This window comes from Edaphosphingomonas haloaromaticamans (assembly GCF_001853345.1).
Classification (GTDB): Bacteria; Pseudomonadota; Alphaproteobacteria; order Sphingomonadales; family Sphingomonadaceae; genus Sphingomonas_E; species Sphingomonas_E fennica.
On the sequence record NZ_MIPT01000001.1, the window covers coordinates 3,122,139 to 3,138,029 of the forward strand.

A 15,891-nucleotide genomic window follows, 5' to 3' on the forward strand; every position below is an offset into this window, starting at 1 on the left:
GCCACGCAAACGCGCATCATCCATGCTGAAGCACATTCATTTTGTGTCCAGGTGATACAAAGCACCGGGCGGAATGTAATCGCGGAACCGAAGAGTCGGTCCGTGCAGGATTTGGGGAGGAAGTCCTATGAGGAGCCTGACGCACGCCCTTTGTCTGTCCACCAGCTTGCTGACGATGATCGGGGCGGCCTCCGCCCCGGCCTTTGCCCAGGATGCGGCGCCCGCCGCGGGCAGCGGCGTCAGCAATGCCGAGGCCTTTGGCGACATCGTCGTCATCGCCCGCCGGCGCGAGGAAGCCGCGCAGGAAGTTCCGCTGGCGATCACCGCCCTTTCGGGCAACGCGCTCGACCAGAAGGGCGTGCAGGCGGTGGAGCAGCTTCGCGATGTCGCGCCCGGCGTGAACATCGGCGCGCAGAAGCGCGACGAAGCCCAGTTCTACATTCGCGGCCAGGGCCCGGGCGTGATCAACGCCGGCCAGCGCAACTTCTCCTCGGTCGCCACCTATTTCGCCGAAGTGCCGATCCCGGTCGCGGGGCCGGGCACCTTCTTCGACCTGCAGAGCGTGCAGGTGCTGAAGGGCCCGCAGGGCACGCTGTTCGGCCGCAACACCACCGGCGGCGCCGTGCTGTTCGAACCGAACCGGCCGAGCGACAATTTCGAGGGCCTGGCCCGCGTGAATGTCGGCAATTATGATCGCTACGGGTTCGAAGGCGTGGTGAACGTGCCCTTCGGCAACGATCTGGGCGGCGTTCGCGTCGCGGGCCAGGTGGAACGGCGCGACGGCTTCACCAAGAATATCCTGAGCGGCCAGAAGCTCGACGGGCGCGCCTTCGAATCGATGCGCGTATCGGTGCTGCTGCGCCCGGCGCCGGGCCTCGAAAACCTGCTGATCGCGGACTATTCGAACCGCGATGCCAGCGGCTCTTCCGCCATCCTGCGCGGGATCAATCCGGACGCACAGATCAGCCCCAACGTCATCCCGGCGGCTCTTCAGCCGATCTTCGACGAAAATTTCGGGCCGGGCACGAAAATCCCCATGTATCTGGGCCAGAGCGGCACGCTCGTGCCCATCGCCTGCACCAGCGCCAGCCTTCCCGGCTGCCCCCCGGGCGGCGCGTTCGGCGCATTCGCGGCTGCCTTTCAGGGTGGCGGTTTCGGCTTTGCTCCGACGCCCGCAGTGCTCGGCGTGCTCCAGCAGCAGCAGCAACTGGGCATTCGCAAGGTCGCCTATGAGGGGTTGAACTACAACCGCGCCCAGAATTTCGGCATCACCAACAAGACGACCTGGGAAGTCACCGACAATATCACGCTGAAGAACATCATCGCCTATCGCGGCCAGCGCACGGACGAAGGCAATGATTATGACGGCACGGTGCTGCCGCTGATCGCGCAGTTCAACGAATATACGCAGGACTGGCAGTTCGGCCAGGATCAGTTCACCGAGGAATTCCAGGTCCAGGGATCGATCGCCGACCGCTTCCGCTACATCCTCGGCTATTATCACGAAAAGTCGAAGCCTGCCTTTGATCCCAAAATCTCCAGCAACACCTTCGGGTCGCTCACCACGCGCGCCGTTACCAATACCGACACCAGCGACGCGCTGTTCGCCCATGGCGAATTCGACGTGACCGATACGATCCAGGTGAGCGGCGGCTATCGCCGCACGTGGGACAAGCGTAAGGCGTCGCTGTCCCAGTTCAGCACGCCCACCGGCGAGTGCGTGCTGGTCGATCCGCAGACGATCACCGAGGATAACCCCATCGGCACGATCCGCTGCCCGATCAACTACAAGGCCAAGTTCAGCGCTTCCACCTATGACGGCACCGTCCAGTGGAAGCCGATCGATGGCGTGCTGCTCTATGCCGCCTATCGGCGCGGCTTCAAGTCGGGCGGCTTCAACCTGCCGGCGCCGACGCCGGACCTGGAAAGCTTCCAGCCCGAAAAGGTCGACGATTACGAAATCGGCATCAAGGCCGATTGGGACGTCGGCTTCCCGCTGCGCACCAACCTCTCGCTCTTCTACGACAAGTTCAAGGACGTGCAGGTGACGGTGCCGATCGCGATCGCCACCACCGGCATCGCCTCGGTCGCCCGCAACCTTGGCAAGCAGACCAACAAGGGCGTCGAGTTCGAAACCGTCGTCGTCCCGATCGAGGGGCTGACGCTTTCGGGCTTCGTCTCCTATCTGGATGCGGCCAGCGACATCACCCTGCCGTTCACGCCGGCGATCAAGGGTCGCCAGGCGGTGTATCAGCCGAAATGGAAATATAATATCAGCGGCCGTTACGCCTATCCGTTGAGCGACGGCGGCGAGATCGCCCTGCAGGCGGATTTCAGCCATCAGTCCGGCACCAATTCACCGGACTTCGCGGCGCCGCCGCCGCTCAACCGCTTCCCGGGCTATGACATGCTCAACGCCCGGCTCGAATGGAACAAGGTGGCCGGCAGCAAGTTCGATCTCGCCGCCTTCGTCACCAACCTGACCAACGAGAAATACATCACCGGCGGCTACCCGCTCTACAGCCAGATCGGCTTCGATTCGGTGATCTACGGCGATCCCAGGATGTATGGCCTGTCACTCACCTATCGTTGGGGCGACTGATCCGGAAGGGCGGCTTCCCCCGGCCCGAAGCTGGGGGAAGCCGGCTTGCACGCCATTGACACCGCTGTTTCAATCCTGTCTGAATCCGCGCTTTCGAAGGCGTGGCTTCGGCCCGCCGCCCAGCAACTATCCGGGGGTCAGGGTTTGGCAAGGGATGCGACGGCGCGCAGCGGCGGCCGCGGACGTGGCGGCGGTGATGCCGCGACCTATGAACTCGATGAAATCGACGAGAAGATCATCGCCACGCTGCGCCAGAGCGGGCGGATCGCCAACCGCGACCTCGCCCGCATCGTCGACGTCAACGAGGCGACGGTGCGCACGCGCCTGCGCCGGCTGGAGGAAAGCGACTCCGTGCGGGTCGTGGCGATGCGCGATCTCGCGGCGATGGGCTTCGAATGCCTGGCCGCCGTGGGCATCCAGGTGAAGGGCCGCTCCGCCGCCGATGTCGGCCACGATCTCGCCCAGCTTGACGAGGTCGTGACGGTCAATGTCTCGATCGGCACACATGACGTGGAGGCACAGGTGGTCGCGCGCGACCTCGCCGATCTCGATCGGCTATTGACGCACGTGATCGCGCATGTGCCGGGGGTCGAGAAGATCGTCCCCGGCCTCGCGCTCAAGGTTCTGAAATATACTCCGGATTGGGCACCGCTATGAGCAAGGGCGTCGCGCTCGACGAAATCGACCACAAGATCATCGAGCGGCTGGGCATCGACGCCCGGGTTTCCAACCGCGAGATCGGCCGCGAGCTGGGCCTGACGGAGGGCACGATCCGGTCGCGCCTGAAGCGGCTGTTCGACAATCGCGTGATCCGCGTGGCCGCGATCACCAACACCAGCCGGCTGCGCAACCCGATCCTGGCCTATCTCTGGATCGAGGCCAATTCCGCCAGCGACATAGAGGATATGGCGGCCGCGCTGGCCAAGGTGCCGGAGATCGGCTTCGTCGCCACCATGCTCGGCCGGGCCGACGTGCTGGCGATGACGCTGGTGGAGAACGGCAACGAGCTGACCGATTTCCTCCACCAGACTGTCGACCGCATCCCCGGCGTGCGCCGCGTGCGCTACAGCCTGGGCCAGAATTTCATCAAGCATGATTTCCGCTGGTGCGCGCTGGTCGATTGACCGGCGCCACCCGATGACCACCCGAGGTTAAGCGCAATAACTTAACCCCGCCGCCCTTGCGCCCCGAGTCGTGCAATTCCGCGATCCGGGCGCTGCCGTTATGGTGCCGATCCGCTGAGCCCGATCGTTTCGGGGGCGGGTCATCCTTCCCTGTCGAAACGCGCATCGGGCTCCGTTCATATGGTTGCGGCCCCGATCGCGTGGCCGGGCTCGATCGGCCCGGCCGGCCCGGGGCCTCGGGAAGGATCGATATCATGACGGACAGCCGCATTCAGGCGGATCACCTGCGGGCCAAGATCATGGACGCGGAAGCCGCCGCCGCGTTCATCGAATCCGGCAGCAGCGTGGGGATGAGCGGCTTTACCGGTTCAGGCTATCCCAAGGCGGTGCCGCTGGCGCTGGCTGCCCGGATCGAGCGCGAACATGCCGCCGGCAATCCCTTCCGCGTCAAGGTATGGACCGGCGCCTCGACCGGGCCGGAGCTGGACGGCGCGCTGGCCAAGGCCGACGGCATCGAGTTCCGCCTGCCCTATAATTCCGATCCCATCGCGCGCGAGAAGATCAATCGCGGCGAGATGGAATATTTCGACATGCATCTGAGCCAGGTGGCGCCGATGGCATGGCAGGGCTTTCTGGGGCCGCTCGACACCGCCGTGATCGAGGTAACGGGCATCCGGCCGGACGGGTCGCTGATCCCTTCCTCCTCGATCGGCAACAACAAGACCTGGCTGGATCGCGCGGAAAAGATCATCCTCGAGGTGAACGAGTGGCAGAATCCCGCGCTCGAGGGGATGCACGACATCTATTACGGCACCGCGCTGCCGCCCAATCGCGTGCCGATCCCGCTCGTCCGGCCCGACGACCTGATCGGCGATCCCTATTTCCGCTGCGATCCCGACAAGATCGTCGCGATCGTCCGCACCGACACGCCGGATCGCAACGCCCCCTTCACCCCGCCGGACGAGACCGCGCGCAACATCGCCGGCCACCTCCTCGAATTCCTCGTGCATGAAGTGAAGATGGGCCGGCTGCCGGCCAGGCTGCTGCCGCTGCAATCGGGCGTCGGCAACATCGCCAATGCGGTGCTGACCGGGCTGATCGACGGGCCGTTCGACGAGCTGACCGCCTATACCGAGGTGATCCAGGACGGCATGCTGGATCTGCTCGACAGCGGCAAGCTGCGCTTCGCATCGGGCACCGCCTTTTCGCTCTCGCCCGATGCCGCCGCCTCGCTCAACGGCCGGATGGATTCGATGCGCGGCCGGCTGCTGCTCCGCCCGCAGGAGATCAGCAACCATCCCGAATTGATCCGCCGCCTGGGCTGCATCGCCATGAACGGGATGATCGAGGCCGATATCTACGGCAACGTCAATTCCACCCACATCATGGGATCGCGCATCCAGAACGGCATTGGCGGCTCCGGCGATTTCGCGCGCAACGCCTTCCTGTCGATCTTCATGACGCCGTCCACCGCCAAGGGCGGCAAGATATCGGCGATCGTGCCGATGGCGAGCCATGTCGATCATATCAACCAGGACGTGGCGGTGATCGTGACCGAACGGGGCCTCGCCGATCTTCGCGGGCTCAGCCCCAAGCAGCGCGCCGACGTGATCATCGCCAACTGCGCGCACCCCAGCTATCGCCCGCACCTGGCCGATTATTACCGCCGCGCCCGTGAACATTCCTTCGGCCAGCAAACCCCTCATTTGCTGGCAGAATCCCTTTCCTGGCATCAAAGATACGTGGAGACGGGATCGATGATCCCCTGAAAAGAACAAATGATCTTCCATGTTGCGCAAGTCACGATGCAAATGATGCGGCGCAACATGGAAGATCGTCCGGAATCCTGTCGAGACTCCTTACATATCCGCATCGGTCCATGACCTGCACCCCTTCCAAGTGCCAGAAACAATTACAGATCAGATTCTGGCACGCACTTTGCGTAATTTACGCTGGATGACATGGAAGGAGGGCGTAATGCGCAGAATGTTGGTTGTTGCCGCTGCGGCTGCCGCGGCTCTTGGACTTGCAATGCCGGCTCAATCGGCTCTGGTGGCCAGTGGCATCACCAGTGTCACGGATGTTCCCTCGGACAATGACTTCGCAAGCGATCTTGCCGGGCTGACGCTCACGAAAATGGCGTTCGGCTATTCGATCGGCGTGGTCGGCGCACCGGTCAACATCTCCGTCTTCCGTGTCGCGGCCGAAAGCGGCGACAATAATTGGGTCGAAATCAACGGCACCAATTATCCCGAAGGCAATGATGCGTGGGATCTGGGCGATCTGCTGATCACCTACAGCCAGGCGTCGGATGGCCCCCTGAGCGGCAATATCTCGTTCAACTCGATCTCGGGCCTCGGCAGCCCGGCGGTCGCCTTGTTCGTTCCCGATGGCGTGGGGTCGAACACCGGCGATGAATATATCTCCAGCTCGCTGTTCTTCGGCTTCAACGATGCCGGCAGCCCCGATGGAGATTTCGACGACTATATCATTCGGATCACGTCGGTGGACATCCGCTCCAACGCCGTGCCGGAACCGCACACCTGGCTGATGCTGATCCTCGGCTTCGGCATGATCGGCGCTTCCATCCGCTACGGCCGCAAGAACGTCATCCCCACGGCCGCCTGACATCTGACAAACAGGGGGAAATGGCTCGCCAGCAATGGCGGGCCATTTTCATTGGCCGGGCGCGTTAACCGCGGGGCTGATGGGCGATCCCGAATCTCCACCCCGTCCGCGTTCAGGCCACCGCCGTGCACGCTCCCGCCGCATCATCGGCCGTCATTTCGGCGACCGGCAGAGTGAAGGAGAAGGTTGCGCCCGGCGCGGCCTCGTTGCCCCGGCCGCAGATGGTGCCGCCATGCGCCTCCACGATCGAGCGGCTGATCGACAGGCCCATTCCCATGCCGCTGTCCTTGGTGCTGGCAAAGGCCGTGAAAAGGCGGTCGGCAACCACCGGATCGATCCCCGGCCCGCTATCCTGCACCTCGATCCGAACCATATTGTCGCCGGCAAGCCCGGTGCGGATCACGAGCGCGCGGCGATCCTCGGGCACCTGCGCCATCGCCTGCACGGCGTTGACGATCAGGTTCACCGCCACCTGCTGTATCTGGATGCGGTCGGCCCGCACGCGGGGCACCGCCTCCACCTCGGCGATGCTGAGCGCCACGCCGCGCGCCTGCATGTCGTGCCGCACGAGCTGGACGGCTTCCTTCACCGCCTCGCACGGATGGAACAAGGTGGGCTTGGGCACAGACTTGGTCGCCATCGCGCGGATGCGGCCGATGATGTCGGAAGCGCGGCGGCTGTCCCCGATCATCCGCTCGATCGCGGCGGCGGCCTCGGCCATGTCGGGTTCCGGGCGGTTCAGCCAGCGCTTCGCCGCCTCGCCGAAATTGACGATGGCGGCGAGCGGCTGGTTCACCTCGTGCGCGATCGAAGCCGCCAGTTCGCCCAGCGTGGCGACGCGCGCCGCGTGCGCCAGCTCCGCCTGCACCCGCTGCACCTCCTCCTGCGCCCGCACGCGGCCGCTGATGTCCAGCACGCCGACCAGCACATTGCCGCGCCCCATGCATTCGGGCGGGAAGCTGCAGGTGAACAATATCTCCACCTCGCGCCCGTCGACGGTGAGCATCTTGGTTTCGGCTTCGAAATTCGATTTGCCGCTGATGGCAGCCACCACGCTGGCGGCGAACACCGCCTCGCTGTCGCGCGGCCAGAAGCGCTCCACTGTATCGCCTAGTTCCGCCCGGTCGGCGGCGCCGAACAGCAGCAAGGTCTTTTCGTTCACGTCGACGATGCGGGTTGCGCCCATCACCCGGCGCACCGCATCGGGTTCGGCGGCGAAGAAGGCGGAAAAATCCTCCACGCCCATGTCCCGCCATTCGTGCAGCAGGCCCTTCACCCCGGAAAAATCGAGTTCCCAGAAGGATACCGCCATCGCCCGGAACATATTCTGGTAACGATATTCGCTGCGGCGCAATTCCTCCGCCGCCACGGCCTTGACCGTCACGTCCCGCGCCGTCTCCACGATCTCGCCGATCAATCCGTCGGGACGCAGCCGTGCTGCCCAGCGGGCGGAAACGATGATCTCGCTGCCGTCGCGCGCGGTGCGGGTGATGCCGCCCTGCCAGTGGCCGGTGCGGGCCAGTTCCTCGAGAACCGTCTCCTCCGGGATATCGCAACGCGATTGCAGGCGGCCGTAACCGCCGGGGGCCGCCAGATCGGCCGCCTCCCAGCCATAGACGCGCGCCGCGCCCGCATTCCAGTAGGATATCGCCCCGGTCGCCCCGTCGCGGATGAAGATGGTGTCATGGCTGAGATCGAGCAGCGCCGCGAGGTCGGGCTGCGGCGGAGCTTCGTTCTTCTGGGTCATGACGGTGGCCATGGCGACCTCCACGGAAAGGGTGTTGCACGATTTTCTCAAACCACGTCCGCATCGTCCAGCGGCAAACGCTGCGGCGCATCAAACCTAGGTATGAGGTCCGCCATCTTGAAGATGCATCGGGCCAACCCCCCGTCTAATTTTCCCGAGCGCGCCTTCCCGGCATTGTCACATCGTCAAATCAAGGGAGGCGACGATGGCGTTTCTGGATCTCAACACCACCGAAGGCGCACCGCTCGTCTCCATCGGCGGCCGGGTGCGGGCCACGGCCATCGCCACCCCCGCCCCGATGTGGCTGCGCCCGCGCCGGGCGAAGCGCCCGCAGGGATGGCGCAAGGCCAGCCCGGTCGCCCTTTCCATTCCGGCGGCCCTGATCCCGGCGGCCTATACCGCGGATTATCTGGGCGATCCGCTGCTCGGCATGCTGGCCGCCACATTGCTCTATGCCATGGCCGCGCCGTTCGCCGCATGGCTTGCGGGCGATCGCGGGATCAACGCCGATCATACCAAGATATGATGCGGGAAGCCCTATGGGCAGGGTGGAAATAGCCGCCCGAACCACCATATCGCGTTCAGACGGACAGTCCCCCACCGTCTGATGGACCGCCCCCTCCCCCCCTGGGGCGGCTACCCCGAGCGGGCCGGTTCCCTTGCCGGCCCGCTCATCGGTATCAATACTATCTCATCAATAGAAAAAAGGCGGATTGCCCGCCCCCGCCCGATGGGCTTAGACGGCCGCCATGGATCGTCCGCCTCATCCGTTTCGCATCCGCGATTTCCGTGCCTACTGGTTCGCCCGGCTTTCCACCACGCTGGCGCAGAACAGCATGGTCGTGGTGATCGGCTGGCAGGTCTACGACATTGCCCGCCGCACCATGTCCACCAAGGAAGCCGCCTTCCAGCTCGGCCTGATCGGCGTGTTCCAGTTCGTGCCGCTGCTGGCGCTCACGCTGATCGTGGGCTGGACGGCGGACCGGATCGACCGGCGCTGGATCGCGCGCGCGGCGGTGCTGCTGGAGGCCGGATGCGCCGCCACGCTGGGCCTGCTGGCCTGGAACGACGCGACCACGCTTTTCCACCTGTTCGCGGTCGCCGCCCTGCTGGGCGTCGCGCGCGCCTTCGCAAGCCCCGCGCTGAGCGCGCTTGCCCCCAATCTGGTGCCGCGCGCGGTGCTGCCCAACGCCATCGCCTTGAGCTCGATCGCCTGGCAGACCGGCGCGATCCTCGGCCCGGCGGCGGGCGGCTATCTTTATGCCCATAGCCACTGGCTGCCTTATGCCGCGTCGGGCGGCCTGTTCGCCCTCGCCTTCCTGGCGCTGATGGTGATCCGGCCGGTGGCGCGGACCGCGCTGGACGGGCGGGCCAACCCCTGGGCGCAGATGGTGGACGGACTGCGCTATGTGCGGGAGAACCGGCTGGTGCTGGGGGCGATCTCGCTCGATCTGTTCGCCGTGCTGCTGGGCGGCGCCACCGCCATGCTGCCGATCTTCGCGCGCGACGTGTTGGCGGTCGGCCCGGCGGGGCTCGGCCATCTGCGCGCGGCGCCGGCGGTGGGGGCGGCGGCCGTTGCCCTGTTCTTCGCCTTCCGCCCGTTGCGCTACAATGTAGGCGTGAAGATGCTGTGCGCGGTCGCCGTGTTCGGCGCGGCGACAGTGGTGTTCGGCTTTTCGCGCTGGCTGCCGCTGTCGCTGTTCTGCCTTTCGCTGCTGGGCGCCGCGGACATGTTTTCCGTCTATGTCCGCCAGTCGCTGATCCAGCTCTACACGCCGGACGAGATGCGCGGCCGCGTCGGCGCGGTATCCACCCTGTTCATTTCGGGTTCGAACGAGCTGGGCGAGGCCGAATCCGGCTTCCTCGCCGCGCTGATCGGCCCGGTGGCGGCGGTGGTCGCCGGTGGGGTCGGCGCGATCGCGGTGACATTGCTGTGGGCGCGCTGGTTCCCGGAACTGCGCCGCGCGCGGACCTTCGATACCCCGGAAACGATGGAAGAACGACCCGTGCAGGAGAAAGCGATATGACCAAGGCGGCCAATATCCTGGAAACCATCGGCAACACGCCGCACATCCGCATAAACCGGCTGTTCGGCGATGCCGAGGTGTGGGTGAAATCCGAACGATCCAACCCCGGCGGATCGATCAAGGATCGTATCGCGCTGTCGATGATCGAAGAGGCCGAGCGCACCGGCCGGCTGAAGCCCGGCGGCACGATCATCGAGCCGACCAGCGGCAACACCGGCATCGGCCTCGCGCTGGTGGCGGCGGTGAAGGGCTACAAGCTGATCCTGGTGATGCCCGAATCCATGTCACTGGAACGGCGCCGGCTGATGCTGGCTTATGGCGCCAGCTTCGATCTCACCCCGCGCGAAAAGGGCATGAAGGGCGCGATCGAACGCGCGCTGGAGCTGGTGGAATCGACGCCGGGCGCCTGGCTGCCGCAGCAGTTCGAAAACCCCGCCAATATCGACATCCATGTGAAGACGACGGCGCAGGAGATTTATCGCGACTTCGCCGACACGCCGATCGACGTGCTGATCACCGGCGTCGGCACCGGGGGCCACATCACCGGCTGCGCGCAGGTGCTGAAGGAACGCTGGCCCAACCTCAAGGTGTTCGCGGTGGAGCCCACGCTTTCGCCGGTCATCTCCGGCGGCCAGCCCGGCCCGCACGCCATCCAGGGGATCGGCGCGGGCTTCATCCCCGCCAACCTGCACACCCAGCTTCTGGACGGCGTGATCCAGGTCGACCCGACCGACGCCAAGGAATGGGCGCGCCGCGCCGCGCGCGAGGAAGGGATGCTGGTCGGCATATCCTCCGGCGCCACGCTATCGGCCATCGCCCAGAAGCTGCCGGATCTGGCGCCCGGCACCCGCATCCTCGGCTTCAACTATGATACGGGCGAACGCTATCTCTCGGTGCCCGATTTCCTGCCGGAATGACGGTTGCGCCGCCCCGGCGCGCACCGGGGCGGCGCCACCGATGGTTGCCGTGAACGTCAAGGCGGGCTAACGCGGGGCCATGACCACGCTTCCCACGGGTCGATCGTTCGATCCCGCCGCCTTCATCGATACGTTCCGATCCTACGGCCATAATGGCGCGCTCGGCACGCGCTTCGTCCAGCACGGCCCGGACTGGGTGGAGCTGGCGCTCGATTATGACGAGAAGCTGATCGGCAACACCGAAACGGGCGTGCTGGCATCGGGGCCCATTTTCTCGCTGATGGACATGGCGACCAGCCTGGCGATCTGGGTGCGGACGGACATATTCCGCCCGCAGGCGACGCTGGACATGCGGGTGGATTACCTGCGTCCGGCCACGCCGGGCCGCACCGTGTTCGGGCGCGGCGAATGCTATCGCGTCGCGCGGCGCATCGCCTTCGTTCGCGGCCAGGCGCATGATGGCGATCCGAACGATCCGGTGGCCCACGTGGCCGGCACCTTCATGTTCCTGGATGGGGAATGACGCCCATGTCCCTGCCCCCTTATGCCGATTTCCTGGGCCTGAAGCTCATCATGGACGCGGAAGGCCCGCTGCTGATGATGCCGAACAGCGATGCGGTGCTGGGCCGGCCCGGCTTCCTCCATGGCGGGGCGATCAGCGGCCTGCTGGAAATTGCCGGCATCGCCGCGCTGCAGGCATCGCTGGGGGATGGCAGCACGCGGGTGAAGCCGATCAACGTCACCGTCGATTTCATGCGCGGCGGGCGGCTGGTGGATACCTATGCGCGCGGCCGCGTGACGCGCGTGGGCCAGCGCATCGCCAATGTCGCGATCGAGGCATGGCAGGACGATCCCGCCCGTCCGATCGCGGCGGCGCGCATGAACATGTCGCTCGACCGCGCCGGCTGAGCGGCCCTTGAAGGTCGAGCCTCGTCGCAAATCATGCTAGCGGATCGGCCCAAGCGCACCAACCAGCGAGAATGATGGTGAAAACGCAGGACGGCCCCACCCTTCCCGCTGCCGCCGACCTTTACGGCGATCTCGAATCCACCCCCGTCGTCCGCTGGCGCGATTATGGCCCCGGCCTGATCGTCGCGATATTGGCGACGCTGGCCGCGGCATGGATCTCCGATCGCTATGGCGCGCCGCTGACGCTGATGGCGCTGCTCGTCGGCCTCGCGCTCAACTTCCTGAGCGCGGACCTCCGGCTCGCGGCCGGCCTGGCCTTCGCGTCGCGCACGCTGCTGCGCTGGGGCATCGTGCTGGTGGGCGCGCGGGTGACGCTGGGGCAGATCGTCGATCTCGGCCCGGCCGCGCTGCTGGCGATCGTGGCGATATTGGTGCTGACCCTGCTTTCCGGCGTGGCGCTTGCGCGGCTGCTGGGCCTCGGCGCGGCCTTCGGCGCATTGGCCGGCGGCGCGGTGGCGATCTGCGGGGCATCGGCCGCGCTCGCCATCGCCACCGTGCTGGGGGAGAAAAGGGCCAATCAGGCGCAGCTTGCCCTCGTGCTGGTCGGCATCTCGGCGGCAAGCTCGCTCGCCATGGTGGCCTATCCGCTGGCCGCGCATCGATTGGGCATGGGCGATGCGGCCGCCGGCTTCATGCTCGGCGCCTCGATCCACGATGTCGCGCAGGCGCTGGGCGCCGGCTATTCCTATTCGGGCGCCGCCGGCCAGACGGCCGCGATCGTCAAGCTCAGCCGCGTCGCGCTGCTGGCGCCGGTGCTGGCCGGGCTCGGCTGGTTCTTCCCTTCGACAGGTGGGCGCAAGGCGCGCTTTTCCGGCATTCCCTGGTTCGTGGTCGGCTTCTTCGGGCTCGCCGCGCTCAATTCCACCGGGATGATCCCCGCCGCGATCGGCCATGGCGCGCAGGAAGGCGCCTCCGCGCTCCTCGCCTGCGCGGTCACCGCCACCGGCATCCGATCGCCGATGCAGACCCTGCTGGAAGCCGGCGCCCGCCCGCTGCTGGTGATCGCGGGCGCCACGATCGCCGCGCTGGCCTTGTCGATCGCCGCCGCGCTCTGGCTGGTCGGCTGATCCCTCAGGCCAGCAGCCGTTCGACAGCGCGCCAGCCCAGCCCGGCGATCACGCCGACCTGGACGATCACGATCATCGCTAGCAAGGCGGAAAAGGGCTGCTTGCGCGTCTTGTGGTGGAAGCGCTGCCGGGCCACGAGCGCGCCCGGCGATCCGCCCAGCGCCGCCAGCCACAGCAGATTGGCTTCCGACCGGCGGAACGCCCCGCGCCGCGCGCGCCTTTTGTCATCCCGGAAGGCGATATAGGCCATCAGGTTGATGACCAGGAAATAGGCAGGCACCATCCACCAGCGCAGGGCCGGCGGCGCGGCGGGGGGCGGCTCCGCGGGCGCGGGCATCTCCCCGCACGACAGGCGGCCATAGCGTTCGACGGCAAAGCCGTCGCGCACCATCGCGCAGGAAAGGTCGGCGCCGTCCGCCGTGCAGCGCGCGATGGTGCGGCCATAATGATCGCGATCGACCGCCTCGCACAGCACCTTCCGCCCGGCCGTCAGCTCCGCCAGATGATCGCGCGATGCATAGGGATCGCCCGGCGTGCAGCGCCGTCCGGGCCGGCACGATCCCGGCATTTCCGGCGCGTCGATCGCATAAAGCCGCATCGACCGCCCCTTGCCGCCGCAGCGTATGCCGTCGCCGTCATGATGGGTGGGATGCGCACAGAGAAAGGCGGCGGAGGACGCCACGGCAAGCAACGGGAACATGCCGGCCTTTGAGTCCAAACCGGCCGCCAATACAAGGGGATGGCTTTGCGCTCGCCCTCAACGGCCCGCCTTTTCCACCGGTTCGCCTACCAGGCCGGATCGTCCATCCAGGGCGAGAAATGCGGCATGTCCCGCGATACGCGATCGGGGAAGGTCGCCGCGCGCTTTTCGAGGAAGCTTTCCACGCCCTCCCTGGCATCGGCCGATGCCCCGCGCGACCAGATCGCCCGGCTGTCCAGCCGGTGGCCTTCCATCGGGTGCGGCGCGCCGAGCATGTGCCACAGCATCGATCGGGTCAGCGCGATCGATACCGGCGCCGTGCCTTCGACGTAGCTTTTCGCGATCGCGCGCGCGGCGGGCAGCAGGTCGTCCCCCGCGTGCACCGACCGCACCAGCCCGATGCCGCGCGCTTCCTCCGCGCCGATGATCCGTCCCGAAAAACAGAGGTCGAGCGCGTTGGAGATGCCGACGATGCGCGGCAGGAACCAGCTCGACGCCGCTTCCGGCACGATCCCGCGCCGCGCGAAGACGAAGCCGAAGCGCGCCGTGTCGCTGGCGATCCGCACGTCCATCGGCAGGGTCATCGTCACGCCCACGCCCACGGCCGCGCCGTTGATCGCGCCGATCACCGGCTTCTTCGAAGCGAAGATGCGCAGCGCCAGCAGGCCGCCGCCATCGCGTATGGCGGGGTGCGAATAATCGACGCTGCCGTCGGCCGCGACGGGCGTTTCCTCGCTGCGCCATTCGCTGCCGCCGCCATAATCGAAGGTGGCGCCGCCGGCGCTCAGATCCGCGCCCGCGCAATAGGCCCGGCCCTCGCCGGTGACGATCACGGCGCGGACGTCGTCGTCCGCATCGGCGCGATCGAAGGCGGCGATCATCTCGCCATGCATTTCGGGATTATAGGCGTTCAGCTTTTCCGGCCGCGCCAGGGTGAGCGTCAATATGCCGTCGGCGATGTCGATGCGCGTGGCATTGCCCATGCACTCGTCCTTCCGCTTTTCTTTCTCTCGGGCGACGGGAATTCAGGCGATCCGCGAACGGGCTTCGTCCACCACGAACATCCGCGTCTTCGATCGATCGAAGACATTCTCCTCATCCTCGGCAACCTGCCGGGCGACGTCCGGGCTTGTGAGCACGGCCATCGCGCGATCGTAAGCGGCGCGATCCTCGAACCACACTTCCGTCACGCAATCGAAATTGGTTTCCGATCCGTCCGCCGCCTCGAACGCGCCGTTCCAGTCGATGAAGTTGCGGTGATAGGCCTTGATGCCCGGCGTCAGCCGCACGATCAGCGGGGCGTGGCTGTTCTCGTAATAATCGATGAACTGCTGCCGGGTGAGCCCCACTTTCTTCTTCAGAAGCGCGATCGATTTGAACGCCATCCAACCCTCTCCCATTCTTATATTTAATCAGCGCTTGCCTATTCCCCGCACGAACATGTGCGCCAGCCGCTTCGATGTCTGCGGCACTTCCAGCGGCTGCCCGCCCACCAGCAGGTGCAGGGCGATATGCTCGATGCCGCCGAAGATCACGTCGCGCAGCATGCGCGGGTCGGTATCCGCCTCGACCTCACCCGAAGCCACGGCCTCCTCGACGACGTGGACGAGAAGGTCGGTGTAGCGCTTCGTCATGTGGAAAAGCGGCGAGCCACGGAAATTGCCGGAATTGCGCAGCTCGCGAATATAGAGCCGGCAGAGGTCCGGCTCTTCCTGGAAGATCGAAAGCTGGGACGCGATGAACTGCTCCAGCCGCCTTTCGATGCCGGTCACCGCATGGACGGCGCTGACGGTGCGTTCGATGATCCGTTCGAACAGCCGTTCCAGCACGGCGCTCAGCAGCGCGCGCTTGTCGTCGAAATAACGGTAGATCAGCCCGTCCGAAACGCCCGCCGCCCGCGCGATGCCCGATATGGAGGTCGCGTCATACCCCTTTTCGGCGAACTGGATCGTCGCCGCATCCAGCAGCAGATCGTGGCGGTCCTGGCGGCGGGCTTCGCTCAATCTGGGCATTGGCACCTCGAAAATCGGCCCCGTGGCGGGCCTTGCCTGGCGAGACGCTTCTCCCAAGCATGATGAACATGATTCATTTTTCAGGTCAATGGCGGCGC

At 66.0% G+C, this 15,891-nt stretch carries 16 protein-coding genes; 11 read left to right on the plus strand and 5 right to left on the minus strand.

Annotated features, from left to right (window positions below; translation table 11 throughout):
• Positions 1–127: 127 nt before the first annotated feature.
• The 5 genes from BHE75_RS14415 (at position 128) to BHE75_RS14435 (ending at position 6,354) form a co-directional block, all read left to right on the plus strand.
• Positions 128–2,602: a TonB-dependent receptor gene (locus BHE75_RS14415; RefSeq protein WP_254684457.1), complete on the plus strand. Its 2,475-nt coding sequence runs from the start codon at positions 128–130 to the stop codon at positions 2,600–2,602.
• Positions 2,603–2,746: 144 nt separating this feature from the next.
• Complete coding sequence (locus BHE75_RS14420) at positions 2,747–3,259, plus strand: Lrp/AsnC family transcriptional regulator (protein WP_015457475.1); 513 nt, start codon at positions 2,747–2,749, stop codon at positions 3,257–3,259.
• The gene (locus BHE75_RS14425; protein WP_015457476.1) at positions 3,256–3,726 is read left to right on the plus strand and encodes an Lrp/AsnC family transcriptional regulator; all 471 of its coding nucleotides are present in this window, start codon (positions 3,256–3,258) and stop codon (positions 3,724–3,726) included. Before BHE75_RS14420 ends, BHE75_RS14425 begins: the two co-directional genes overlap by 4 nt.
• Before the next feature lie 254 nt (positions 3,727–3,980).
• Positions 3,981–5,495 carry an acetyl-CoA hydrolase/transferase family protein gene (locus BHE75_RS14430; RefSeq protein ID WP_070935917.1) on the plus strand — a complete coding sequence of 505 codons (1,515 nt, stop codon included), beginning with the start codon at positions 3,981–3,983 and terminating at the stop codon, positions 5,493–5,495.
• A 130-nt stretch (positions 5,496–5,625) separates the two neighbouring features.
• On the plus strand, positions 5,626–6,354 hold the full coding sequence (locus BHE75_RS14435) for a PEPxxWA-CTERM sorting domain-containing protein (RefSeq protein WP_254684458.1): 729 nt from the start codon (positions 5,626–5,628) through the stop codon (positions 6,352–6,354).
• Positions 6,355–6,466: 112 nt separating this feature from the next.
• Here the strand turns inward: BHE75_RS14435 and BHE75_RS14440 are convergent, their stop codons facing one another.
• Positions 6,467–8,113: a PAS domain-containing sensor histidine kinase gene (locus BHE75_RS14440; RefSeq protein WP_070935919.1), complete on the minus strand. Its 1,647-nt coding sequence runs from the start codon at positions 8,111–8,113 to the stop codon at positions 6,467–6,469.
• Between the two features lie 193 nt (positions 8,114–8,306).
• On the opposite strand from BHE75_RS14440, the gene BHE75_RS14445 reads away from it, so the two are divergent.
• The 6 genes from BHE75_RS14445 (at position 8,307) to BHE75_RS14470 (ending at position 13,081) form a co-directional block, all read left to right on the plus strand.
• Entirely contained in the window at positions 8,307–8,627 is a 321-nt protein-coding gene (locus BHE75_RS14445) for a hypothetical protein (protein ID WP_070934294.1), read from the plus strand.
• A 223-nt stretch (positions 8,628–8,850) separates the two neighbouring features.
• Positions 8,851–10,128 (plus strand): MFS transporter, encoded by a 1,278-nt coding sequence (locus BHE75_RS14450; protein ID WP_070934295.1) that lies wholly within the window; start codon positions 8,851–8,853, stop codon positions 10,126–10,128.
• A complete protein-coding gene (cysK, locus tag BHE75_RS14455; RefSeq protein WP_070934296.1) occupies positions 10,125–11,045 on the plus strand; it encodes a cysteine synthase A in 921 nt (306 codons plus the stop codon). The genes BHE75_RS14450 and cysK overlap by 4 nt, the downstream gene beginning before the upstream one ends.
• 79 nt (positions 11,046–11,124) lie before the next feature.
• A complete protein-coding gene (locus tag BHE75_RS14460; protein WP_015457483.1) occupies positions 11,125–11,568 on the plus strand; it encodes a PaaI family thioesterase in 444 nt (147 codons plus the stop codon).
• Between the two features lie 5 nt (positions 11,569–11,573).
• Complete coding sequence (locus BHE75_RS14465) at positions 11,574–11,954, plus strand: PaaI family thioesterase (protein WP_070935921.1); 381 nt, start codon at positions 11,574–11,576, stop codon at positions 11,952–11,954.
• Between the two features lie 74 nt (positions 11,955–12,028).
• Positions 12,029–13,081 (plus strand): YeiH family protein, encoded by a 1,053-nt coding sequence (locus BHE75_RS14470; protein ID WP_070935924.1) that lies wholly within the window; start codon positions 12,029–12,031, stop codon positions 13,079–13,081.
• Positions 13,082–13,085: 4 nt separating this feature from the next.
• On the opposite strand, the gene BHE75_RS23355 is transcribed toward BHE75_RS14470, so the two are convergent.
• The 4 genes from BHE75_RS23355 to BHE75_RS14490 all read right to left on the minus strand — a co-directional run bounded on the left by BHE75_RS23355 (position 13,086) and on the right by BHE75_RS14490 (position 15,793).
• Complete coding sequence (locus BHE75_RS23355; protein WP_084653225.1) at positions 13,086–13,781, minus strand: DUF1294 domain-containing protein; 696 nt, start codon at positions 13,779–13,781, stop codon at positions 13,086–13,088.
• An 86-nt stretch (positions 13,782–13,867) separates the two neighbouring features.
• Complete coding sequence (locus BHE75_RS14480; protein ID WP_015457487.1) at positions 13,868–14,764, minus strand: crotonase/enoyl-CoA hydratase family protein; 897 nt, start codon at positions 14,762–14,764, stop codon at positions 13,868–13,870.
• Between the two features lie 42 nt (positions 14,765–14,806).
• Positions 14,807–15,166 (minus strand): EthD domain-containing protein, encoded by a 360-nt coding sequence (locus BHE75_RS14485; RefSeq protein WP_070934297.1) that lies wholly within the window; start codon positions 15,164–15,166, stop codon positions 14,807–14,809.
• A 27-nt stretch (positions 15,167–15,193) separates the two neighbouring features.
• Positions 15,194–15,793: a TetR/AcrR family transcriptional regulator gene (locus BHE75_RS14490; RefSeq protein WP_015457489.1), complete on the minus strand. Its 600-nt coding sequence runs from the start codon at positions 15,791–15,793 to the stop codon at positions 15,194–15,196.
• Between the last annotated feature and the right edge of the window lie 98 nt (positions 15,794–15,891).